Annotated in this window: 17 protein-coding genes and 1 tRNA gene; 5 read left to right on the forward strand and 13 right to left on the reverse strand. The window is 45.2% G+C overall.

Annotated elements, in window-relative coordinates; translation table 11 throughout:
• The 5 genes from strainIA91_RS11285 to strainIA91_RS11305 all read left to right on the forward strand — a co-directional run bounded on the left by strainIA91_RS11285 (position 1) and on the right by strainIA91_RS11305 (position 9,029).
• A complete protein-coding gene (locus tag strainIA91_RS11285) occupies positions 1 to 819 on the forward strand; it encodes a family 16 glycosylhydrolase (protein WP_400166877.1) in 819 nt (272 codons plus the stop codon).
• A 34-nt stretch (positions 820 to 853) separates the two neighbouring features.
• Positions 854 to 2,320 (forward strand): MFS transporter, encoded by a 1,467-nt coding sequence (locus tag strainIA91_RS11290; protein WP_400166878.1) that lies wholly within the window; start codon positions 854 to 856, stop codon positions 2,318 to 2,320.
• A gap of 9 nt (positions 2,321 to 2,329) precedes the next feature.
• Positions 2,330 to 3,352, forward strand: coding sequence for a substrate-binding domain-containing protein (locus strainIA91_RS11295; RefSeq protein WP_400166879.1), 1,023 nt, complete (start codon positions 2,330 to 2,332; stop codon positions 3,350 to 3,352).
• A 10-nt stretch (positions 3,353 to 3,362) separates the two neighbouring features.
• Entirely contained in the window at positions 3,363 to 5,951 is a 2,589-nt protein-coding gene (locus tag strainIA91_RS11300; protein WP_400166880.1) for a glycosyl hydrolase family 17 protein, read from the forward strand.
• A gap of 72 nt (positions 5,952 to 6,023) precedes the next feature.
• Entirely contained in the window at positions 6,024 to 9,029 is a 3,006-nt protein-coding gene (locus tag strainIA91_RS11305) for a T9SS type A sorting domain-containing protein (RefSeq protein ID WP_400166881.1), read from the forward strand.
• A gap of 338 nt (positions 9,030 to 9,367) precedes the next feature.
• On the opposite strand, the gene strainIA91_RS11310 is transcribed toward strainIA91_RS11305, so the two are convergent.
• The 13 genes from strainIA91_RS11310 to strainIA91_RS11370 all read right to left on the reverse strand — a co-directional run bounded on the left by strainIA91_RS11310 (position 9,368) and on the right by strainIA91_RS11370 (position 24,849).
• On the reverse strand, positions 9,368 to 9,616 hold the full coding sequence (locus tag strainIA91_RS11310) for a GIY-YIG nuclease family protein (protein WP_400166882.1): 249 nt from the start codon (positions 9,614 to 9,616) through the stop codon (positions 9,368 to 9,370).
• 443 nt (positions 9,617 to 10,059) lie between these two features.
• Positions 10,060 to 10,308, reverse strand: a complete 249-nt coding sequence (locus strainIA91_RS11315) for a GIY-YIG nuclease family protein (protein WP_400166882.1) — start codon at positions 10,306 to 10,308, stop codon at positions 10,060 to 10,062.
• A 443-nt stretch (positions 10,309 to 10,751) separates the two neighbouring features.
• A complete protein-coding gene (locus tag strainIA91_RS11320; RefSeq protein ID WP_400166882.1) occupies positions 10,752 to 11,000 on the reverse strand; it encodes a GIY-YIG nuclease family protein in 249 nt (82 codons plus the stop codon).
• Between the two features lie 443 nt (positions 11,001 to 11,443).
• On the reverse strand, positions 11,444 to 11,692 hold the full coding sequence (locus strainIA91_RS11325; RefSeq protein WP_400166882.1) for a GIY-YIG nuclease family protein: 249 nt from the start codon (positions 11,690 to 11,692) through the stop codon (positions 11,444 to 11,446).
• Between the two features lie 388 nt (positions 11,693 to 12,080).
• Positions 12,081 to 12,154 (reverse strand) — tRNA-Asp (locus strainIA91_RS11330).
• 144 nt (positions 12,155 to 12,298) lie between these two features.
• Positions 12,299 to 14,230, reverse strand: coding sequence for a 4Fe-4S binding protein (locus strainIA91_RS11335; protein WP_400166883.1), 1,932 nt, complete (start codon positions 14,228 to 14,230; stop codon positions 12,299 to 12,301).
• Positions 14,231 to 14,302: 72 nt separating this feature from the next.
• Complete coding sequence (locus tag strainIA91_RS11340; RefSeq protein WP_400166886.1) at positions 14,303 to 16,918, reverse strand: YCF48-related protein; 2,616 nt, start codon at positions 16,916 to 16,918, stop codon at positions 14,303 to 14,305.
• Between the two features lie 41 nt (positions 16,919 to 16,959).
• Complete coding sequence (locus strainIA91_RS11345; RefSeq protein WP_400166888.1) at positions 16,960 to 18,372, reverse strand: DUF6850 family outer membrane beta-barrel protein; 1,413 nt, start codon at positions 18,370 to 18,372, stop codon at positions 16,960 to 16,962.
• Positions 18,365 to 19,486: a DUF4876 domain-containing protein gene (locus tag strainIA91_RS11350; RefSeq protein ID WP_400166890.1), complete on the reverse strand. Its 1,122-nt coding sequence runs from the start codon at positions 19,484 to 19,486 to the stop codon at positions 18,365 to 18,367. Before strainIA91_RS11350 ends, strainIA91_RS11345 begins: the two co-directional genes overlap by 8 nt.
• The gene (locus strainIA91_RS11355) at positions 19,480 to 22,029 is read right to left on the reverse strand and encodes a carboxypeptidase regulatory-like domain-containing protein (RefSeq protein ID WP_400166892.1); all 2,550 of its coding nucleotides are present in this window, start codon (positions 22,027 to 22,029) and stop codon (positions 19,480 to 19,482) included. The genes strainIA91_RS11350 and strainIA91_RS11355 overlap by 7 nt, the downstream gene beginning before the upstream one ends.
• Complete coding sequence (locus strainIA91_RS11360) at positions 22,026 to 23,285, reverse strand: DUF4857 domain-containing protein (protein WP_400166894.1); 1,260 nt, start codon at positions 23,283 to 23,285, stop codon at positions 22,026 to 22,028. The genes strainIA91_RS11355 and strainIA91_RS11360 overlap by 4 nt, the downstream gene beginning before the upstream one ends.
• Positions 23,282 to 23,953, reverse strand: coding sequence for a hypothetical protein (locus strainIA91_RS11365; protein WP_400166896.1), 672 nt, complete (start codon positions 23,951 to 23,953; stop codon positions 23,282 to 23,284). Before strainIA91_RS11365 ends, strainIA91_RS11360 begins: the two co-directional genes overlap by 4 nt.
• Positions 23,954 to 23,961: 8 nt before the next feature.
• Complete coding sequence (locus tag strainIA91_RS11370; protein WP_400166898.1) at positions 23,962 to 24,849, reverse strand: ABC transporter ATP-binding protein; 888 nt, start codon at positions 24,847 to 24,849, stop codon at positions 23,962 to 23,964.
• Positions 24,850 to 24,955 lie beyond the last annotated feature (106 nt).

The following is a 24,955-nucleotide window of genomic DNA, read 5'->3' on the forward strand; positions in this document are numbered from 1 at the left end:
GTGAATAAAACAATTCAACAGATCATCCTTCTGCTGTTTTTTATCATCACCGGAGTATCTATAGCATCCTGTGATCTGGGAGGTTCTGAAGAATCGGAATGGGAGCTGATCTGGCAGGATGAATTTGAAGGACCTGCCGGTCAAAAGCCGGATGCAAATAAATGGGTCTATGATATAGGTACCGATTGGGGTAATGCTCAGTTGGAGTATGATACGGACCGCCCGGAAAATGCATCACTTGATGGAGAAGGAAACCTGGCCATCACCGCACGAAAGGAATCCTATGAAGGCCAGAACTATACCTCAGCACGCATTTTGACTCGGGGAAAATTTGAAACAACATACGGAAAAATTGAAGCAAGCATCCTCTTGCCCTGGGGTCAGGGAATCTGGCCGGCTTTCTGGATGCTGGGCAATGATTTCAATACTGTCGGATGGCCTGCCTGTGGTGAAATCGATATGATGGAATACCGTGGACAGGAAGTCACCAAAATATCGGGGACAGTCCATGGCCCCGGTTATTCCGGGAGCAACGGCATAGGCTCGGAATATGAACTGGTTAAGGACCGTTTCGACACAGGCTTTCACACCTTCACGCTTGAATGGGGAGTGGATTATTTAAAATGGTTTGTCGATGGTATCCTCTTTCAGACAATTACTCCTGACGACCTGCCCGGAGAGTGGGTTTATGATCATCCCTTTTATATCATTTTAAATGTGGCGGTAGGTGGAAATTATGTGGGATCTCCAAATCAGGATACTCTCTTTCCCCAAACTATGCGGGTAGATTATGTGCGGGTTTACCGGGCAAAACAATAATTAATGGACATTTATACTCATAGGACATTAACACATGAATGCACATCAACATCATCAAACGGCTGAAAAAGACAGAGTCTCTTTCGGACAAAAATTTGCTTACGGCCTTGGATCTATCGTTAACAACCTTTTGGGATCAGCCATTGGTTACATGTCTATTGTTTTGAATGTCGGCCTCGGCATGAATCCGGCATTGGTTGGAACCCTCCAGGCCATTCCAAGGCTTACTGATGCTTTTACAGATCCTATTATGGGATATATTTCTGATAACTCCCGTTCCAAATATGGTCGAAGGCGACCCTTTATTTTTGTGGGTGCCATCGGTGTAGGACTCATCTTCGCTTTGATGTGGCAATTACCTCCCGGAAGAAGTGAATTGTTTTATTTCGGTATATTTCTTACCGGCTCTATCATCTTCTATCTGTTTTATACCATTTATGCCACACCCTGGGTTGCTCTGGGGTATGAACTCACAGAAGATTATCATGAACGGACCCGTGTACAGGGTGTGACAAATTTTATGGGACAAATCGCCTGGATTATATTGCCCTGGTTTTACGCCTTTATGGAAAATGACCGGATCTTTTCAAACTCTGTGCAGGGTGCAAGAACGCTGGCAATCATGATCGGTATTTTGGTGATTGTCCTGGGCGTTATGCCGGCAATCTTTACCCGGGAACGATATATTCAAAAAGATGGAAAAGGCAAGACAGATATTGCTTTAAAAGGTATCTGGCACAATATAATGGTCTTTTTCTCCGGCCTGGGAACTACATTGAAAAACAGAGAATTTCTAAAACTGGCTGTCGGGACCTTTTTTATGTTCAATGGGATGATGCTCGTCGGAGCTTTCAGCTCATATATTATCATATTTTATGTCAGTGGCGGCGATAATGACCTGGGAGCACGTTATATCGGACTCTTTGGCACCATAAACACAATTTCCACATTTACTGCTATTCTTTTTCTAACATGGCTCTCTACAAAAATCGGTAAACGAAAAACCTTTATGCTGGCAGCATCTTCCACAATGATCGGAAGTCTTTTAAAATGGTTCAGCTATGATCCCATGGCCCCCTGGAAAGTACTCTTACCTGCCCCTCTCATTGCAATCGGTATGGGAGGATTATTTACCCTTATGGGATCCATGATGGCGGATGTCTGTGACCTGGATGAGCTTAAGACCGGTAAGCGTCGTGAAGGTATGTATAGCTCAATTTACTGGTGGACTGTAAAGCTCGGGATGTCTCTGGCCTTCGCGTTATCCGGTTTTCTTTTAAATAAAACAGGGTACCTTGTTGATCTGGGGGGTGCTCAATCATCCAGTACTTTTTTCCAAATGCGTGTCATTGATATTTTGGTTCCGGCGGCTTGTGCTGCAATCGCCATTCTATCTGTTAAAATGTACAAAATTACGGAAGACCGGTCTTACGAAATTCGCAAACTACTTCAGGTAAAACGTGCCGCCCTTGAGACCGTTGAAATGAAACCTGCCCAATAGGAGATCACCATGAAAAAAAATCATATAAAAATCCTTGTGATAACCTTGATTGCAAGTTTATTCCTGACCCAATGCGGGATAAACGGAAAAGACAGCAGCGGTGAAAAACTTTCACAACAGTCTATTCACATCTGCATGATTGGCACGGCACTTCATGATCCTGTCTCACAAAAAGCCTTTCTGGGTGCTGAAAATGAAATTGAAAAGATTACCCGAAAGTACTCAAAATTAAAAATTATCCTTGATTACAAAGCACCTGAAAAAGAGAGTCCGGAAAGACAACAAGTATTCATTCAAGAGGCTCTGTCCAACCATATCGACGCTATTATTCTCTCATGTTCTGATTCTGCAGCACTTAATAAAAGTATTCATCAGGCCATTGAAGCCGGCGTACCCGTTATTACGTACGATAGTGACGCCCCCTCATCAAAACGGATAGCCTATGTGGGGCCAGATCACTATAGCCTTGGTGAAAAACTTGTGGGGCTCATGGCCCCCTGGGTGGATTCCGGGCAGATTGCAATCCTCTCAGGGAACAAAAAAGCCTATAAACACACCTTGCAGCTGGCGGGCATCCAGAATGCTCTGAATATGTATCCCGGGTTAGAGATCGCTGATATTATAGAACACAATGAAACACCTGAATCGGCAGTAAGAGCTTTACATAAAGCCCTGGAATCCCATCCCGACATATCCGGAGTGATTACACTGGGATCCTGGTTGTTTGATCGCCACACGCTTATGGAAAACCAAACCATGTCAGGGTTAACCTTTGTCAGCATTGATGCCTTCCCTGCATCCTTTCCATATATAGAAAACAATATACTGACAGCAGCTGTGGGACAAGCCACATTCCAGATGGGAAGTCAGGCGTTAAAGCTTGCAGTAGACAAACTGTATCTGAACAAAGATATTGATGAGCTCAATATCATGAAGGTTATCCCCGTATCCATTCACAATCTGGGGGGATGGGCCCGACAGTTAAGGGCCTGGGGCCAGATTGGTATTGATGAAAAATATCTGACCATGTAAAGGTGCAAAAATGATGATAAAACCAACACATAAAAATATCATTCAAATTACGCTTCTGATCCTTCCGGTGTTGATGTTTTCCTGCAAAGCGGATCATTCCGAACTCCAAAGTTCAGAAATATTGCTTACCTCAGAATCCGGAGACCGTCTTGCTGTGAAAGACAATGTCAATTTTGTCTATGGGCAGGCCAAGGGAACCGTTTTGAAAATCAAGCCTGATGAACTCAAACAACACATAGAGGGGATTGGTTCATCTTTTACAGAATCATCTGCATTTGTTCTGGCTCACCTGGATTCAGAAAAAAGAGAAGAAGTCATGCATAGAATCTTTGGTGATAAGGGAGCCCATTTTTCTTTGGCCAGAACACACATCGGAGCCTGTGATTTTACAGTAGAAGGGAAATATTCTTACGCGGACCTTTGGGATGACAAAGAATTACGCTCTTTTAGTATCGAAATGGATACAAAAGGTTTCAACAAGAAAGATTATCCTGGAATAAAGGATGAGACCTATGACCTGCTTCCCATGATTCGGGAAGCATTGAGGATAAACCCCTCTATCCATATTGTTGCTTCTGCCTGGACGGCGCCGGCCTGGATGAAGGATATCGAAGACTGGTACATCCCCGGTTCTCCGGAAAACAATTGGCAGGGTACCGGAGGATCCCTAAAAAAGGAATATGTGCAAACATATGCCGAATACCTCGTGAAATATCTCAAAGCTTACAGGGATGAGGGTGTAGATATATGGGCACTGACCCCCGTCAATGAGCCCCATGGCAACAATGGGCAATGGGAAAGCATGCACTTTTCTCCTGAATCCCAAAATCAGTTTATTCAAAACCACCTTGGTCCTGCCCTGAAAAACAACGGCTGGGATGACATAAAGCTCTTTGTGTATGATCAGAACCGTGATGGTTTGGAGCACTGGGCGAAGACAATCTTTTCAGATAAAAGAAGTGCCCCGTTTGTGGACGGTGCCGCCATACACTGGTATGAAAGTACTAACAAGGTTTCCGAGGAAGTGCTTGAAAAAGTACATCTTGCGTATCCAGAATATAATATCATCCATACGGAAGGATGTATTGACGATTTGGGAAAAGAGGCTCCAGGCGGCATTCAGGATCCTGAAGGATATAAAGAGGAAAACTGGTTTAGTAACGATTCGTTTTGGTGGAATAAAAATGCAACAGACTGGGCTTATACGGCAAGCTGGGAAGGGGTAATCCCGGAAGATCATCCCATGTACACCCCGGTCCATCGGTATGCCCGAAATATTATTGTGAGCCTGGATCATTGGGTCACGGGATGGATCGACTGGAATATCGTGCTGGATAAAAAAGGCGGCCCTAACCATGTGGGAAATTATTGTGGTGCCCCGATTATGATCGACACGGAAACCCAGAATATCTATTACACACCTATCTTTTACATCCTATCACAATTCAGCAGAACCATCAGGCCCGGTGATTATGCCGTAAGAACAGAACGTCATCTTAAGGGGGTGGGTGCTGATGATTTATACACATGCGCAACACTTAACAGCAACAATCTGCTAAGTGTACAGGTATTGAATACCACAAAAGAACCCATTGACTATCATTTGCAAATCAAAAATGAATATGCAAAAATCAAAATTCCGGCAAACTCCCTGCAAACCGTCAGGATCCCACTTGAAGAAAGACATTTACAAAAAGAACGGCCCGTTGAAATCGTTCCTCATGCTGTAGCTTATGGCTTCTATCGGAAAGGCCAGGCACCTGGTGTTGTGGGTCCATCGGAAAAAGAAATGCTGCAGGATCTGGATATCATAACCCGTTATTGGGATCACATCCGGATTTACGGTTCTGATCGTGACAGTGAACAGCTCCTTGATCTCATCCATGAACATCACATTCCCATAAAAGTGATGCTGGGTATCTGGCTGGAGAATGAAAGCCGGGATCCTGCCAAAATTTTTGACAATCTTAAACAGATTAAAAAAGGGATTCAACTGGCCAATAACTATCCCGAGATCGTGAGTTCTGTAAGCGTTGGAAATGAAACCCAGGTTTACTGGTCTTACCACCGGATGAAACAGGAGAACCTGCTCAAATACATCCGCATGGTGCGTCCGGCAGTGCCACAACCTGTTACAACGGCAGATGATTATCTTTTCTGGCTTGAGGAAAGCAGTCAGAATATCGCCAGCGAACTGGATTTTATATCCACACATATCCATCCCCTGTGGAATGGTATCACTTTGGAAAAAAGTATTTCCTGGATTGATTCCGTCTATAAACAACTTAAAAAAATCCATCCTGGTAAAAGGATTGTCATCGCAGAAACGGGATGGGCGACAGACTATGATAAAAACGACACCGGTGTGGGTGCACAGGGGACACAATTCAGAGAAGCACCAGATGAAGCACAACAGAAGATCTTTTATCACGCCATGAGCAAATGGGCTGAAAAAAATGATGTAATGACATACTGGTTTGAAATATTCGATGAATCGTGGAAAGGCGGAGGAGAGGATTCTTCACCGAAACATGCAGAAAAACATTGGGGCCTTTTTTATGAAGACCGCACACCCAAAAAAGTCATGAAGGATTTATAAATGAAAAAGAGACTTGATAAAAGGAACACACAATCAAGCAAAAACCATAAACAAAAACATGTTGGAGGAGAAATGAAAAAGCAAGTCAAACGATGGATTGGGCTCGCCGGAATTCTTCTGTTCAGCGGAATGCTCTTTGCACAGACCGCGCCTTCCGGTGCAGCACCGACTCCGACCGTACATGCCGACAGTGTTGTATCGCTGTATAGTGATGCATACACCAATGAAATCATCGGCACCTGGTCGGCAGATTGGGATGTGGCAGATGTGGCGGACACAAACGTGGCCGGCAATGCGACCAAGCTCTATACGAACCTTTCGTATGCAGGTATCGAATTTACATCACCAACCATTGACGCATCATCCATGAAACGTTTTCACATGGATATCTGGACACCGGATGCTGTCGATGGAGGACAGGTTTTCAAGGTCAAGCTGGTGGATTTCGGTGCTGATGGTGCGTATGGAGGAGGTGATGACGTAGAACATGAACTCACTTTCAGTTCAAGTACATCTCCTGCCCTGGCAACTGGAACCTGGGTTTCCCTGGATGTATCTTTAAATGAATTCTCAGGATTGGTATCAAAAAGCCATCTGGCGCAAATGATCATATCAGGTGATCCAAACACCGTGTGGGTGGATAACATCTATTTCTATGATGACGGCAGTGGTCCGGAAATTACACCGGGACCCTCAGTTGCAGCACCGGTTCCCACGGCTCCGGCAGATAGTGTTATTTCACTCTTCAGTGATGTCTATACCGATATTCCGGTCACCACCTGGTCTGCAGATTGGGATGTGGCATCCCTTACGGATACAACCGTTGATGGAAATGCCACAAAATTGTACAGGGGATTAACCTTTGCCGGAATCGAATTTCAGGCGGATGCTTCACAGATGACTCATTTCCACATGGATCTCTGGACACCCGATGCGACAGCTGGAGGACAAGTCTTCAAGATTAAACTCGTGGATTTTGGTGCAGATGCGGCATATGGCGGTGGTGATGATGTGGAACACGAATTGGTCCTTGATAATGCCAGCACACCTGCCATTGCTTCAGAACAATGGGTAAGTCTGGATATTCCATTAAGCGATTTCTCCGGACTGGTGACAAAAAGTGCCGTGTCCCAAATGATTCTCTCCGGTGATCTGGGTACGATTTGGGTGGACAATGTCTATTTTCATGCCCAGGCGGGCTCAGAAGAACCAACCGAGCCTGTCGTGGCAGCTCCGGTACCTACCGAAGAACAAAAAGATGTTATTTCATTGTTTGCTGACGTCTATCACAATGTACCGGTCGGTACATGGTCTGCCGACTGGGATGTTGCCGATGTTGAGGATGTCATCATCGCAGGAGATACGACGAAATTGTATACCAACCTTTCGTTTGCGGGCATAGAATTTACGTCACCTACGATAGATGCCTCAGCAATGGAATACTTTCATATCGATATCTGGACCCCCGATCCGGTTGATGGAGGACAGGTCTTTAAATTGAAGCTGGTGGATTTTGGTGCCGACGGCGTTTGGAGCGGCGGCGGTGATGATGTGGAACACGAACTTACCTTTTCCAGTACCACCACTCCTGCTCTTAAAACAGGCACCTGGGTCAGTTTTGATATTCCCATGACTGATTTCACCGGATTGGTGACCACTGCTCACGTATCTCAGATGATTCTCTCGGGAGATCTAAGTACACTCTACATTGATAATGTCTATTTTTACAGAGAACCCCAGGTTGCCACTCCCCTGGTTCCGGCACCTGTCCCCACAGAACCCGAATCTGATGTTGTTTCAGTTTTTAGTAATGTTTATACAAATGTCCCGGTTTCCAGTTGGTCTACGGATTGGGATTGGGCCAGTGTGGAAGATGTTCAGATATCAGGTGATGATGTAAAAAAATACACATCAACAGGATTTGCAGGCATTGAATTTAGTGCAGATGCTACATCCATGAGCCATTTCCATATGGATTTATGGATCCCTGATTCCGTTGCAGACAAAGTATTTAAGGTTAAGCTGGTTGATTTTGGCAATGATGGTGCTTATGGTGGCGGAGATGATGTGGAACACGAACTGAGTTTTACCGACGCCTCTACACCAGCCCTTAAAACAGGTGAATGGGTCAGTATTGATGTCCCCCTGGCTTACTTTGCCGGCTTGACAACAAAAGGCCATCTTTCCCAGATGATCCTCTCCGGTGATTTTGGGACATTCTATGTAGACAACATCTATTTCTACATCGGTGAAGCCCAAATTCCCGAACCGGAAATTCCTGCTCCTACACCGGATCGTGCAGCTACAGATGTGATTTCTCTATTTAGCAATGCCTATACGGATGTGACTGTAGACACCTGGTCTGCAACATGGGATGATGCCCAGGTCAGTGACGTTCAAATTTCTGAAGATGATGTAAAATTATATACCGGCTTATCTTTTGCAGGTATTGAATTTTCATCATCAACCGTGGATGCGTCATCCATGACCCATTTTCACATGGACATCTGGACACCGGATTCTACAGCTTTACCTGCTGAATTCCGGATCAAACTGGTTGATTTCGGCGCCAATGGAGTCTGGGAAGAAAATGGAGATAATGTGGAACACGAGATTGTTCTCACAGCGTCTACCACACCGGCACTTGCCAGTAACCAGTGGGTGAGTATTGATATTCCTTTCAGTGATTTTACAGGATTAACAACCCGTGGACATCTGGCCCAATTGATTCTGTCCGGGGATCTCAATACGGTATATGTGGACAATGTCTATTTGTACAAAGTTGAAACAGCACTTATAGGAGATCTTGTACCAACAAACTATGCACTGGAACAGAACTACCCGAATCCCTTCAATCCCAGTACCTCAATCCGTTTCCACCTGCCTGAATCAAACCACGTAACATTGACGCTGTATAATATGCTCGGTCAGGAAATCATGACACTGCTGAATGAATATAGAACTGCCGGAAGTTATGAGCTGACACTCGATGCGTCATTCCTGCCGTCCGGTACCTATTTCTATTCCATTACGGCCGGAGATTTCCACTCTGTTAAAAAGATGGTTCTTATTAAATAACCGAATCTAAATCATGCATAAAAGCCGGTATGATCATACCGGCTTTTTTTATCTCAATCTTTTTATTCGGGAGTCCGGGGGCGACGAGACTTCCCGACATGTCGGGACAACTTCCGGCGTTTCCATTTTTCATCCACATAATAGATCTGTGATGCTATATTCTTAATCCTTCGGGGGTGCGGGGGCGACGAGACTTCCCGACATGTCGGGACAACTTCCGGCGTTTCCATTTTTCATCCACATAATAGATCTGTGACACTATACTTTCAATCCTTCGGGGGTGCGGGGGCGACGAGACTTCCCGACACGTCGGGACAACTTCCGGCGTGATCTTCAAATTACTTAAAAAGATTTTCAATATATTTCCGACTCTTCTTCTTCTTTATTTGATATTCTCGTCTTATCGCATCACTCTTTGATGAATATTTTTCTGAATAAACAAGTTGCCAGGGGATACCATGCTTTGTTGATTTTGACCATCCATCATTATGGTGTTTTAATCTTAATTTTAAATCATGGGTGGAACCAACGTAATATTTGTCATCACTCTCCGAATAAATAATGTATGTATAATATGTTTTACACATCGTAAGCTTTAAAACTTTTAACACTAACTGTCTATGTGATTATCAAAAAAACTCTCCAGCGTCCTTTTTCTTCTTTCAGGGGCGACGAGACTTCCCGACATGTCGGGACAACTTCCGGCGTTTCCATTTTTCATCCACATAACACATCTGTGATGCTATATTCTTAATCCTTCGGGGGTGCGGGGGCGACGAGACTTCCCGACATGTCGGGACAACTTCCGGCGTTTCCATTTTTCATCCACATAATAGATCTGTGACACTATATTCTTAATCCTTCGGGGGTGCGGGGGCGACGAGACTTCCCGACATGTCGGGACAACTTCCGGCGTTTCCATTTTTCATCCACATAATAGATCTGTGACACTATACTTTCAATCCTTCGGGGGTGCGGGGGCGACGAGACTTCCCGACACGTCGGGACAACTTCCGGCGTGATCTTCAAATTACTTAAAAAGATTTTCAATATATTTCCGACTCTTCTTCTTCTTTATTTGATATTCTCGTCTTATCGCATCACTCTTTGATGAATATTTTTCTGAATAAACAAGTTGCCAGGGGATACCATGCTTTGTTGATTTTGACCATCCATCATTATGGTGTTTTAATCTTAATTTTAAATCATGGGTGGAACCAACGTAATATTTGTCATCACTCTCCGAATAAATAATGTATGTATAATATGTTTTACACATCGTAAGCTTTAAAACTTTTAACACTAACTGTCTATGTGATTATCAAAAAAACTCTCCAGCGTCCTTTTTCTTCTTTCAGGGGCGACGAGACTTCCCGACATGTCGGGACAACTTCCGGCGTTTCCATTTTTCATCCACATAACACATCTGTGATGCTATATTCTTAATCCTTCGGGGGTGCGGGGGCGACGAGACTTCCCGACATGTCGGGACAACTTCCGGCGTTTCCATTTTTCATCCACATAATAGATCTGTGACACTATATTCTTAATCCTTCGGGGGTGCGGGGGCGACGAGACTTCCCGACATGTCGGGACAACTTCCGGCGTTTCCATTTTTCATCCACATAATAGATCTGTGACACTATACTTTCAATCCTTCGGGGGTGCGGGGGCGACGAGACTTCCCGACACGTCGGGACAACTTCCGGCGTGATCTTCAAATTACTTAAAAAGATTTTCAATATATTTCCGACTCTTCTTCTTCTTTATTTGATATTCTCGTCTTATCGCATCACTCTTTGATGAATATTTTTCTGAATAAACAAGTTGCCAGGGGATACCATGCTTTGTTGATTTTGACCATCCATCATTATGGTGTTTTAATCTTAATTTTAAATCATGGGTGGAACCAACGTAATATTTGTCATCACTCTCCGAATAAATAATGTATGTATAATATGTTTTACACATCGTAAGCTTTAAAACTTTTAACACTAACTGTCTATGTGATTATCAAAAAAACTCTCCAGCGTCCTTTTTCTTCTTTCAGGGGCGACGAGACTTCCCGACATGTCGGGACAACTTCCGGCGTTTCCATTTTTCATCCACATAACACATCTGTGATGCTATATTCTTAATCCTTCGGGGGTGCGGGGGCGACGAGACTTCCCGACATGTCGGGACAACTTCCGGCGTTTCCATTTTTCATCCACATAATAGATCTGTGACACTATATTCTTAATCCTTCGGGGGTGCGGGGGCGACGAGACTTCCCGACATGTCGGGACAACTTCCGGCGTTTCCATTTTTCATCCACATAATAGATCTGTGACACTATACTTTCAATCCTTCGGGGGTGCGGGGGCGACGAGACTTCCCGACACGTCGGGACAACTTCCGGCGTGATCTTCAAATTACTTAAAAAGATTTTCAATATATTTCCGACTCTTCTTCTTCTTTATTTGATATTCTCGTCTTATCGCATCACTCTTTGATGAATATTTTTCTGAATAAACAAGTTGCCAGGGGATACCATGCTTTGTTGATTTTGACCATCCATCATTATGGTGTTTTAATCTTAATTTTAAATCATGGGTGGAACCAACGTAATATTTGTCATCACTCTCCGAATAAATAATGTATGTATAATATGTTTTACACATCGTAAGCTTTAAAACTTTTAACACTAACTGTCTATGTGATTATCAAAAAAACTCTCCAGCGTCCTTTTTCTTCTTTCAGGGGCGACGAGACTTCCCGACATGTCGGGACAACTTCCGGCGTTTCCATTTTTCATCCACATAACACATCTGTGATGCTATATTCTTAATCCTTCGGGGGTGCGGGGGCGACGAGACTTCCCGACATGTCGGGACAACTTCCGGCGTTTCCATTTTTCATCCACATAATAGATCTGTGACACTATACTTTCAATCCTTCGGGGGTGCGGGGGCGACGAGACTTCCCGACATGTCGGGACAACTTCCGGCGTTTCCATTTTTCATCCACATAATAGATCTGTGACACTATACTTTCAATCCTTCGGGGGTGCGGGGGCGACGAGACTCGAACTCGCAACTTCCGGCGTGACAGGCCGGTGCTCTAACCAGTTGAACTACGCCTCCGTTTGCCAAAAAGCGGATAATGTTAACGGTTTTTAAAATGGGAGTCAATGAGTTTTTCTTCCAATTTTTAAAATTTTTACAGATTCCCGAAATAAAAAAAGCCTCCTAAAGGAGGCTTTTACCCAATTGTGTCATGTTCTGTTATTAAGGTGCCGCAATGATTTTAAAGGGCTCTTTCGGATGAAAGGGATTCTCAAAATCCCGGGTCGATCCATCCCGGAGGTATACAGTCATGGTCGGAGATGTAAGCATTTTCACGATTTCAGCAGAATCCACCTGGGCCGGATCAAAGTAAATATGGGCAATAGGCTTGTCCGTATAAAGGGTTTCAAAACGAACAATGCCGTCATTCCCCGATAAATGACTCACATAATAGCTCAGATGGCGTTTATAAGAGCTGTTGTCAGCCTCCGGTAACCCGATTTCCAGAACCTTCAAATCAGATGCTTCATATGTCTCATAGTCATTGAATGTCTGGTTCACCGCCGGAAAGAATTCCTGAACAAAATCCCTGAAAGAGATAGGATCAAGGAGTTTCTCACCTTCTGCGGTTTCAAATTCCACCTGGACCAACTCTTCTTTCCCTTCTTTCACCATGGTGTATTCACCGGCATTGATTGTATTCAAAAGAGCTTCAACCGGATCAAGGTCCTGATCAAAGTAGATATCCACCATCACAGGTTCACCAAATTCGGTCTTAAAGGCAAACACACCTTTGTGTTTTGCAAGCATTCGGTACAGGTCGTAATTATCATATCCATCAAAAAGTTCATAAACACCAACCTGAAGAATATCCACCTGATCAATGGTGGCTTCGGGAGAACGGATTTTATATTTGCTGGGTGAAAAGACAGCTTTCATCACACCGCTTTCATTCAAAACGTCCCCATTATAAAAGATGATGACCCTGTGCTCACTGGCATAGGCATCCACGCCGATGATACCGGGTTTACGCATCAGTTTTGCCTTCAAACTGCTAGCGCTCCCAAAACAATTGACAGTCCGGAGATCTTTAATTTCAACCGATTGAACATTTTCCACATTCTGATAATCTCCCCAGCGTTCACTGATGGTGGCGATTTCATAATTGCTGGCAAAGAGAAGAGCCAAAACAAAGAGCACAGCAATGATGACCGGAGGAATCCAGGTCTTGTTCCATTTCCAGAAATGAATAGCACCCTTTGTCGGACAGGTTTTTACGCAATCCATGCACAGGGTACAATCCGGATGGTCTACTGTTTCATATTTATGGACTTCAATACCCTGGGGGCATTTTTGATCGCAAAGTGCACAGCTTGTACACTGAGACTCGTTGACTTTAATCCTGAAAGGTGTTAAACCATAAAATTTATAACGAAATATTTCCGTTGCCGCACCGCTGAGTGCCAATGCGCCCAAAAGCCAGGCCACATGCAAATCAACACCGACCCAACGGAGTATGAGATATACCACAAGAATAGGAGCTGAAACCAAAACATTCGCCGCAATATTACTAACCGCTGAAAGAGGGCATAAATACTTGCACCAGAAGTAGCGTATAAATACAGAAACGACCAGAACAATAAAGAGAGCACTTAATGACCACCAAAGGACCGTATCCACATCAAATCCGGAAGTCACTCCATAATACGGGTCAAACTTTTTACAGAAGAGTTCACTGGACGTAATGGAATAGTAAGCTGTAAAATAGAGTATCAGATATTTTAAAACTCTCAGAGCCCGATCCAGCCAGCCTTTTAATGTGATGGTTTTCAAACCGATTTTGGCAGCCAGTTTCCGCAGATGTTCAATCACCGTTCCAATCGGACAGATATATCCGCAGAAAAGTTTTCCGAAAAGGATGATACCCACCACAAGTGCCACACCCATAAAGAGTTGTGTTGCACTCATGGAACAGGACAGGCTCCCAAGCCAGGCCTTACTACCCAGTGTCATCAATCCACCGAAAGGACAATAGGCTTCAAAATCTACGACAAAATCCTTTTTGAACAGCGGAATCAGCATGAAAAGAACAATGAGTCCCAGAATTGTCAGCTGAATCGTTTGCTTCAAACGGTTGTTATATTGCTTCGCCATAACGACCCCTATACAGATAAACAATAAAAAGGGGGAGATGGAAATCTCCCCCTTTCAGAAGGTTATACGTGTTTACTTAAGCAGTACCATTCGATGGGTTGACTGATGTGTACCGGCCTCTACATGATAGAGGTAGATACCGCTTGCTACAGACATACCCATCTGGTTTGTGCCATTCCAGCGGATACTGTGATATCCTGCCGGCATCTGAGTATTATTCACAAGTGTTTTGACCAGTTCACCCAGAATATTGTAGACGTGTACCGTGACATTCATCCGTTCCGGAAGATCAAACCGGATAGTTGTCTCCGGGTTGAAGGGATTGGGATAATTCGCATGAACAGCGAATGTCTTCGGTAATCCATCCACAACAGAAACAGGTGGGAACTCTTCGTTGGCGGCACCCGGTGTTGCCGGCATATCCTGCCATGTATCTGTCCCGTCGGGATAACGGCCAACGGCCGTATCCGGAGATTGGGCTTCATAGGTATATGAATCTACAACCGTAGGTGTATCATTCAGATTCTGAACCAGTCCGATATATCCGCCGGCAGCATCCAGTAAAACACCGGCATGAAGCGTGCCTTCCGTCGGCAGGTTATCGGCCCACATTACCAGGTATCCTCCACCGGGAATTGTGGTTGCTGTCGGATCTGTATCAGGAATCTGCCATTCCAGAGGAGACTCGGAATCCGTTGAGAGATACAATCCTCCAATATCCACGGCTTCGGCATTCGTGTTGTAAAATTCAATGAAGTTCTCGTCGGCGGCTTCAACATTATTCGCCAGAATTTCATTGATGACAATACCCGTTACAGGTTCTTCCGGTGTCATGTCCAGTTTAAGGATTACACCGTTCTGACCCACTGCCCAGAGGACATTGTTCCGATAGGCACATTTCTGTAGTGTGGGTTCAGAAGCTTCCACGCCGGAAACATCCTGGACCCAGGTCAGTCCGGCATCTTCGGATTTATAGATTCGGCCGCGACGTCCTACGGCATAAACCAGATCATCCGTGACAAATTCCAGGTCATAGATATCGTTTCCATCCGGATCTGTATACACCGCTTCCAGAGAATCCAGGGCATTGAAATCCGTTGTCCGGTAAATTTCACCGGAAGAAGCACCAATGAGCAGAACACCGTTTCTGGATTCCACAGACCGCATGGACATGGACCCATAATCCCGGGCAAGGTAAAAGGTGTCCAAGTCAGCATCGGCATAGAGAATCTGACCGCTTCCCACAGACGCAAGGGTCAGGTCGGGAGATACCGGCCAGAAGTCATACACGGTGCTGCTTCCCTCACTGCCGATTTCTACCCAGGTATCCCCACCATCCGTGGATTTCATAATAATCCCGGATGATCCACCGGCCAGAACGGTATTTTCATCCACATATCGCAGGGCATTGATATGTTTTCTGGACATCTGAGCCATGGGATTGTCGACAAAAGTAAAGGTCTGTCCGCCATCGGTGGTTTTTTTAACCAGCCCGTCACTCCCGGCAAGCAAACCGGTATTCTCATCGGCGAATTCTATTTCATAAATAGATACAACGGTCTGTGTAACTGCATTGGAGGGATATGACCAGGTGAATCCCAGATCTTCACTAACGGTCATGTCACCACCGCTCCAGTCAGTCACAATCACTTTGGTATCTGTGGGCAGTGCAAGTCCCCAAAATGAGGATGACGGCCATTCATTGATGGGTTCAAATGTTGCACCTCCATCTGAAGTCGCCATCCACTGGGCATAATTTCCGAACACAAATCCTTCATCAGCATTGACAAAGTGGACAAGGTCCGCATCATTTCCAGTATTGAAATAAAGGGTATCCCAGGTGGCACCGGCATCAGATGTTTTCAGGAACCAGCCGCCGTTTCCTCCTACATAGAAAGTATTATCATCGATGGCATCCACCGAGATATTCCGGTCGTAGTCATAGGAAAAAGGACCGCTTAATGTCCAGGTTTGACCATTATCCGTCGAGATAAACGTCGTCCGGTGATATCCGACAACCACGAAGGTTGTCCCGGCAGCATCGATATCATACAGACGGGAACTTGTGGTTCCCACGGGAAAATACCCCGCCAGCGGGCTGTAATTCCAGGTGTCTCCGCCATCTGTTGTATACCATGCATCTCCGCCATTGGCATCCGAAAGAACCACGCCATGATCAGCATCATAGAAAGCAATGCCGCCATCCAGATCTGCATTGGCAAAATTAAAGGTGCTTCTGATCCAATTGGCACCGCCATCGGTTGTCTTCAGCAATGTTGAATCATCGCCGGCCACATAGGCTACCTGGTCAGAAATCACAGCGACACCGGCCAGGTCAACGACCACGTTGGTATCGGACACATCAATCCAGTTACTACCGCCATCCGTTGTTTTCAGGATCAGGCCATCGTCACCTACTGCATAACCGTTATTGGCATCTGCAAAGTGAACGTCCACCAGATCCGGAACCGCCGGATCGGCTGCAATTACAGGTGTGAGTGTTTTCGCACCATCTGTCGTTGAGTAAATCGCGCCTTCATCTCCCACAAGAACACCATTTTGGGCATCGTGAAAGTACACATCTGCCGGATCAAAAGAAATGGATTGTTCTCTGACAATTTCCCATGTTTGTCCCATGAGAAGCGTTGCCGAGAGAAGAACAGCTACTAGTGTTAACACTTTTCGCATTCTTACCTCCTTGTTTTATGTATAATCGGAAGCATTGTCCGTTATCGCATCACCGATAGACGGATTTGCCAGATTGTATTTTCCTTATCCAGGCCTTCTGCACTTTCAATGCCCCACACCAGAGCCGGGCAAATTCGGTTGAATCCCCACTGATATTCAACACCGGCCTGGACAAGATAGCGGGTCAGTGAGGGAATGTTCCATGTAAAATGCAGGGGCTGTTTTTCCACGCTGACCCCCCCGGTATAGGATACAACCGGAAAGGGGTGGATATCAAAATCGAAGGAGACTCTCCATTCGTTTTCTTCACGGGTTTCACTTTGGGCTTTCAGATAATTGTGGTAGTCCCACGAGTGCATTCCGGCACGGGCCATGATATCCAGCCGGGTATTTTTGATTGCTGTGAATTGCAATCCAATTCCCGCCGTATACCGGGATTCCTCCGTCTCGAAAAAAAGTGCCTCGTATATCCCGGTCTTTCCCCAATCCTCAATGTGAACCATTGTGCCGAAAAGACTCCAGGACGCTTCAGCCTGTTTATAATTCAGCCAAATCTGTCCCTCTGACGTATTCCGTTGCCAATAACCACGCTCGGAAGCAACACTTTTTGTGCCTTTCCGGGCATCATTTTCTTCGGCACCTCTGGAAAATCCCAGATAGGCTGAAAAAGGTCTGTCCGGTTGTCCAAAAAGCAGTCCCGCTCCCAATTCATATCCATCTTTATTACGTTCCATGTCGACAGAGGATCCGGGGTTTTCCATCCGGTAAGCCAGATATCCCAGCCATGTTTGGACCTGGGCATCCTGGAATTCCTTAACTGCTTCCAGGGCCGTCCGTCCATGATAGCGACGAAACCACCCATCCACAGAAAGAGATAACATCGGTCTGATCCGCAGGGAACTTGTTACATCACTGTTCAACTCCCGGGACTCCGCCTGGGTAAAGACATCCTTGATTCCCCGTTCTACACCATAATTGATGCCAAGCCCCCAGGTTATCCGTTTCCCAAAATCCCTGGAGAAGAAAAAATCGATCAGAGGCCCGTTATACTGAAAATCGCCGGTTGTTGTATCGGTAAACGCAATATAAGGAGAATAAAAATCTTTTTCTATCGATCGGAATTGGTGATTATGAATGGTATTCCCAAAATCAATCGCCGCGTAGAGGGCTGTTTTCTCATTCAGTTCACGATATGTTTCAAAGACGGCTCCATAGTGCCATACGGTTTCCGGATCAAAGGTCCGGCGGATATCCTGTGAATTATAACCGGTATACACAATTGTATTCATACCTTCAGCATGATCATATGTGTTGAAATGAAGAGGATGTTTATCAAATTCCCAAAGTGTATTCCAGGTATCGGGAACAGACACACCGATGGCATTGGTATATCCATATCCTATGGACATGGTAATCAGAAACAAGAACGTGAATTGTCTGATGGCTTTATTCATGGTGATATCCAGGCGTTGGTGTATCAAGAACGATAAAATCGATGGTGCTGTTATCCGTATCAAAACCCGGTTCAATTCGTTCCACGGACTGGCCGCTGTATTTGATGGCACCTGTGCCGGCCCATCCGGCATCCAGTTCTTCAGTAATATCTTTGACATTTGTGGATGAAGAACTGTATTCCACGACATCAATAATCGTTTCCATATCGATACCGTCGGCATAATTTACATCCCGGCCATCCGCAATAAGCACCACATCATCCCCCAGGGAAATCATGAAATCCCGCCGGTGTCCTTCTTCGATATTATCAAGATTCGGGACGTCCGGATTATCTGTGTCGGCATAATCCTGTGAATTCACAAATTCCCAGTCTGCGTCTGTTAAATCAATACTGTTCACTAGGGTATCATTCCCCTGAACAATCACGTGATTCATGGCATCCTGGGCCAAAACCACAAATTCACCGGGTTCTACGGGATATTCACGGCCTGTGACCGGTTCACCGGGGAATTGAAAAATATAGGTCACGTTATCTGCCCCGATGGTACAGGGACCCATCCGGCACACGATCATTCCATCCAGATAAATGGTTTCGGAAGATGCATTGTACAATTCAACAAATTGATCGAAGAAGTAAAAAATCTTATTGGGAGGACCCATGTAATATATCTCATTAATCTTGAGTCCGGGATTTCCACTGACACGTACCGTCAGGGTATCAATCGCCGGGACTTCATCATGAACGTAAAACTCCTGTTGTCCTGTAACCCGGGACGTATCCAATGCATTGTCGAAAGGATAATCAACACCCACACTGGCAATATAATAGCCATTCAGCAGGCTGTCGAAATAGACCCATCCGCTGTCATCCGTGTAAGCAGTCCGGACGAATCCTTCATAATCATGATTCTTTAAAACAACCGGAATTCCGGACAAAACGGCACTCTGACCGTTAAAAAATTTCCCCAATGAGGTGGTATCCAGGCTGATCAACAGATTTTTCTGTTGCGTTCCTTCATATTCCAGTGGTTTATCATCCACTTCCATACAGGAAAAGAGGAGAAAAATCCCAGCACTGAAGATGGCGATCCCTTTCATCCAATGTTTCACCATTGCGTACTGACCTCCAGCCCGTAATAAATGGGCACATTCAATTCATAAATACTTCCCCGGAAGGGATCGATCCATAATCCCGGGTCATCAAACACGTTATTCACGTAGAGAGACACTTCCGTATTTTGCCCCACCGATTTACTTAAACGGGCATTCAAAACCCAGTGATCACCATATTCCCAGCGTTCGGCATCATACCAGTATGTCATCCCCTGATAGAGGGTAACCGGATGATCTTCGAGGACTGTTTCAATGGAATTTGATTTATAAACCGTTCTTTTCTGATCAAAGGGAATATACTGGAGATCCACTGTAAGCCAAACGCCCAGTCTCTGGTTAATATAAGATGTTTGCTGTCCGAGGATGATTTTATGTTTCCAGGTTTCCGGATTGGGGACCCAGATTTCTTCCCATGAAGTATCTACAGAACTGTCGTAATAGCGGCCTTCTTCACCCCGGAGGGAATAACGATAGGTGGCATTGAAAACAAATTTCAGGTTTTTAATCCGTTTGGTATTCAGAGAGAATTCAACCCCCCTGTCCTTGCTCCAGGCCGTGTTTTCCATCAGGCTGTAGGTGAGTGAGGTAAGGGTATCGGGATTGATTTCGTATCCGACGGGATAAGCCATTGTAGAGGGTTGATCTTTCGATTCCTGGTAGTATGCGGTCAGAGTCAGTCCAAGCCAGTCTGTTGCTTTCCAGTCCAGGCTGGTTTCCAGCTTATCCGTATAATAAGACTTCAAATCCGGGTTCTGTTGTTTATATTCCACTTCGACCCATTGGGAATCAATGAATGTCTGCACATAAGCTGAATTCCGGTATACATGACTCAGGGAAATCGATTTGACACTGCGTCCTGCGCCGAGGCGCCAAAAAAGGCCGTCTGCCAGTTCGATCCGGGTATTAAAGCGGGGACTCAGAAATTCTCCCTGCCGTGCATTGAGAAAAGAGATGCCGTCATTGCCGGCACTGATGTCCAGGCCCCGAACATTGATTGCATCATACCTTAGTCCGAGCATCATCTCAACAGAACGGTCCCTGACCTTCCATTTCCAGTTTCTTTCTCCATAGACACTGAGTTTGGGGAAGCCGGGATAATCATCGAAGGAGTAGCTCCTGCGCGTGCTGTAAGCACCATAGTAGTTGTAAATGGAATCCAGGTGAACACCGCTTCCGGTATTTTTCTGATAGCTGAATTCCAGCCCGTAGAGCGTCCCTGTTTCATTTCCGTTTTTTTGTTTGACTGTTTTATCCCGGAGCAATTTATAATTGATATCCCACTCTCTGCCATCTTCCCAAAGTTCACCAATATACCCGTAAACCGTGTCAATCTGATCATTGACCCAACGGCTACGATAGTTGTTTTTCCGGTTCATATCCACATTGAAATAATTGGAATATACCAGTTGAGGATCAGGTTTGTATTTCAGGATGAGTCCGCCGGTCGTTCTGTAATCATGGCTGTGGCGTCCCACTCTGTTGGCATCTGTGGGTTTCTCATCATCCAAAGATCGTGTATAACTGCCTTTCAGTACGTAATCCAGCTTTTTATCCAATGCATCGCCGGAGTAAGCCGTACTCAGGTAGAAGCGGTGATATTCATCGCCCTCTTTCCGGATATCCCGTTCGCTGTAAGCATAGTTTACATGGTAATCCAGGGTCCCTCCAAAGGGCACCTTTAAACCACTGCTGAAACTGGCTCCTTTGGTATCCGGATTGAACTTCCCTTTCAGCCGTGACCGGACCTGTCCGCGCTTTGTGTTCACCTTGATCACGCCATCGGCAAAATTGCTGTACTCTACAGAGGGAATACCGGTGATGACTTCTACACTTTCGATATCGTCGGCAGGGATCGTCCGTAAATCAATCCCGGAAGCAAGGGAGCTGCTCATGCCGGTGATCATGGCATCATTATTGATCACGTTACCGTCCACCATCACCGTTGTTCCGAAGGTCTCATTTCCGGACAGGGTGGTATAGCTGTTCGCCACTTTCCGGATACCGATGCTTTGATCAGAGGACAGGCCAATTTGGCGGGATTTTTCCACACCGGGAACAAGGGTCAGCACATCACCCAGGTTATCCGCCTGAAGGTGATCAATTTCTCCGCTGTCTATGCGGCGGGTCGTCACCATTTCACTCTGGATAACATCTTTTTCCACCGCTTTGACTTCGATTCCGCCGATCATGAAACAATATTCTGAATTCCAGCGCCCTTTTTGATTGATCAGGCGGATGGTGACGTCATAGCTTTGATCCGGCAGCACATCAAAATCAAAGAGGCTGTTATTATAAAAGCCTTCTTTCAGGGCAGCCAGCTTATACCGGCCCGGGGGAACATCCCGGAACATAAAAAAGCCTTCTTTGTCCGACATGGTTTCCATCTGGAATGCATCATCCTTGGGATCCTCAAGCACAATCAGCGCTTCGGGGATCACGGCTTTATCCATGTGACAAATCACCTTTCCCCTGATCACCGAGGCCGAAGCTCCGGCGACAAAGGTCAAGAGTATCAGGCACAGATGTAGGATTCTTTTTTTCATTTCCTTTCCGAGCGCCACAGGGGCACATAAATATAGACCATGCAGGCAATCAGTCCATACAAACCCGTTACGGCTACAAGCAACAGTTCCGGTATGGACTTTTTCAGTTTACGATCTTCTTTTTTCAGGAAAAAGGCAAAGATGAGCAAGGCAATGATATTCCCGATCCAGGCAAGAGGAAAATGCCAGTCCGTATAAAGTCCGACATAGGTAGAAGAACCATCATTGAGGGAAACAGAAAAGGGAAAGATCGCCCGGGCAACTTTACCCTGGGGATACTCTTCCCGGGTCTTCCACGATTCATGATACTCATCAATCAGGTTATAATCCCGGTCCGTGACGAAAACATCGATACCATCTTCCTTATCCAGGGTCACCTGGCGGAAAAAGAGATCGGTTGTAATCAGAAGAGTGGCTTTCCCGCTGTCATAAGCGCCTTTCGTAGGCAATTCTATCAGCTTATAGTTGTCATAGGTTAAGAAATAAATCCGGTCATCCTCAGAGATAATGGTTCCGTAATATTCCCTGAGAGTGTTTTCAGAGACCATCATGTGTCGGATCCTGATATCTTTGGGGAAATGTGTGTTGGCAACAACAGGCTGGCCCTTTGCTTTTTTAATGTGGTACAGGTCGTCCTTCGAATCCACCACAAAGCACCCTTCGTCAAATGCCTTCCGGGTTGTGGGATTTGTGAATATTTTTTTTGCCGGAAATTCAAACCCTTTTTCTTTCAGGGCCCGGGTAAACAGGGCACTCATGTCTTGATCCACTTCCCGGCTGATACTGTTGACAAATTCCATCCCCTCATCGGTGATCCGGAAATATTCATCGGGAAATTCGAGCCGTACCCGGCCGGATTCAGATTCCAGAAGAGGATAGAGGGGAATCTGGGGAATATCCAGCTGATAGGATCTGAGCCGATGCATATTCCGGTTCTTTTTAATTTCATTCACATCCAGTTCGATTCCGTGGATGGATTCGGGCATTCTCCCGTCGGAGATCAACTGCATATAGTAGAAAAAGGGCAGTTTTGCTTCATATTCATCGCGGGTATAGGTATTGCCTTCTTCATCCCGGAACACCAAATCGTTATCCTCCCGGCGGTACATAATGAACATGGAATCCACCGGTGAGAAAGAGACATAGGGTGACGGTGTTTTCACATCAAAGAACAACCAGTAAAAATCGGGAAGGTAGATAGCCATCACCACAACGGCAACGAGTATTAATGTATAGCGGCTGATACGAACAATCATTTAAAGACCCCCTTTTTAAAGCGGTGACCGGAATAGATAACAGAGACAGAGAGGAGAATTGTGAGAACCAGCATTCCGATCAGGACCCTGTCGTAAATATTATAGAACCATCCGTACAGAAAGAGTTTTCCAAATCCTACGGCAAAAAGGATATAGAAAATCCGCCGTTTCCACAACGGTTCCAGAATCACGTAGGATGCCAGGGAATAGGCGGTCAATCCCAGAAGATACCAGGGAACCATCGTGAGAAATGCACTATGGATAATTTCCGCCGGGAAATAGGCATAACCCGCCAGCAGAAAAATCAGGGAAGACACGACAAACATGGCGAGGAGTGAAATAAAGCCAATCCCGGCCATCGCCAGTAACACGTTGTATTCATCAACAGGCAGGTGAAACGTCAGTTTGATCCGTTTCCGTTGAATTTCGGGAACAAACTGAACCGCAGCAAGCACGAGTCCTGCCAGAAGTGGCAGATATCGAAGGGTTGTGTAAAATTTTACACCCCTGAAAATAATGTTATACCAATAGCTGGCCGCTTCATTGAACTTATACGAATGTCCCACGGAAGCAAAGACATAGATAAGCGCTCCCGCAAACAGCAAACCCATGGCCAGATAAGCCCACCGGATTTTCAACCATTCTTTATAGAATATATTCTTTATCATCTCTCCTCCTAATACTTCCCGGTTATACCGATAAAGGCATCTTCCAGTGTCATGGGGACTTCTCTGAAATTATCGTAAGCGATACCTTTGTCTTTCAGGTATTTTTTCACGTCTTCCGGGGATTTAAATGAATAGACAGACGCATGATTCTTCACCCGATCGTAATTGGTGATCACATCATCTTTGGTCAAATCCACGGGACCGTCTTTCACCTGAAAATCATACTGGCGGAAATGGTTCATGAAGTAATCCATTGAAGAGGAGTGTAAAACTCCCTCGTATCCCATGATCACCACATCATCAATCAGGCGTTCCATATCCTGAATGATGTGGGACGTGACAAAAATCGTTTTGTTTTCCGCTTTGCCATATTCTGCCAGGAATTCAACAAAAAGACGCCGGTATCCCGGATCAAGTCCCATGGAGAAGTCATCCATGATCATCAAATCCGGATCCTGTGCCAGAATGAGCCCTAAGGCAACCTGGCTTTGCTGACCGCAACTCATGGTGGATATTTTCTGCTTGTCCGTGATTTTGAGTTTGCTCATGAGCTCATAATAGGGCTCTTTTTTCCACTGGGGATAGAACTGTGAATAGAATTTCTCAATCTGGTAGATATTCATAAAATCATACTGAATATGTCCCTCCAGAAGAAATCCTACTTTTGATTTGGTTTCAGGACTCAGATACTGGGAGTTTTCACCCAGGATAAAGCATTCTCCGGCTTTCGGTTCCAGAAACCCGTTCAAAATGTTGATGGTGGTGGTTTTACCCGTTCCATTCTTACCAAGAAGCCCCAATATTGAACCGGTCTTAATATTAAAACTCATGTTCTCGTAGACCTTCTTGGCTCCGTAATAGTGTGTGAGATTTCTACATTCTACAGCGTATTCCATACACTCTCTCTCGGTTATGTGTTTAGCGTGTTTATAGCGTTCCCAATTTTCGCAAACTATCTGATAAATGGCAAGCATCAATTTCAGAAAATCTTATATTTTTCCA

The sequence above is a fragment of the Candidatus Neomarinimicrobiota bacterium genome (genome assembly GCA_041154365.1).
Lineage (GTDB): Bacteria > Fidelibacterota > Fidelibacteria > Fidelibacterales > Fidelibacteraceae > Fidelibacter > Fidelibacter multiformis.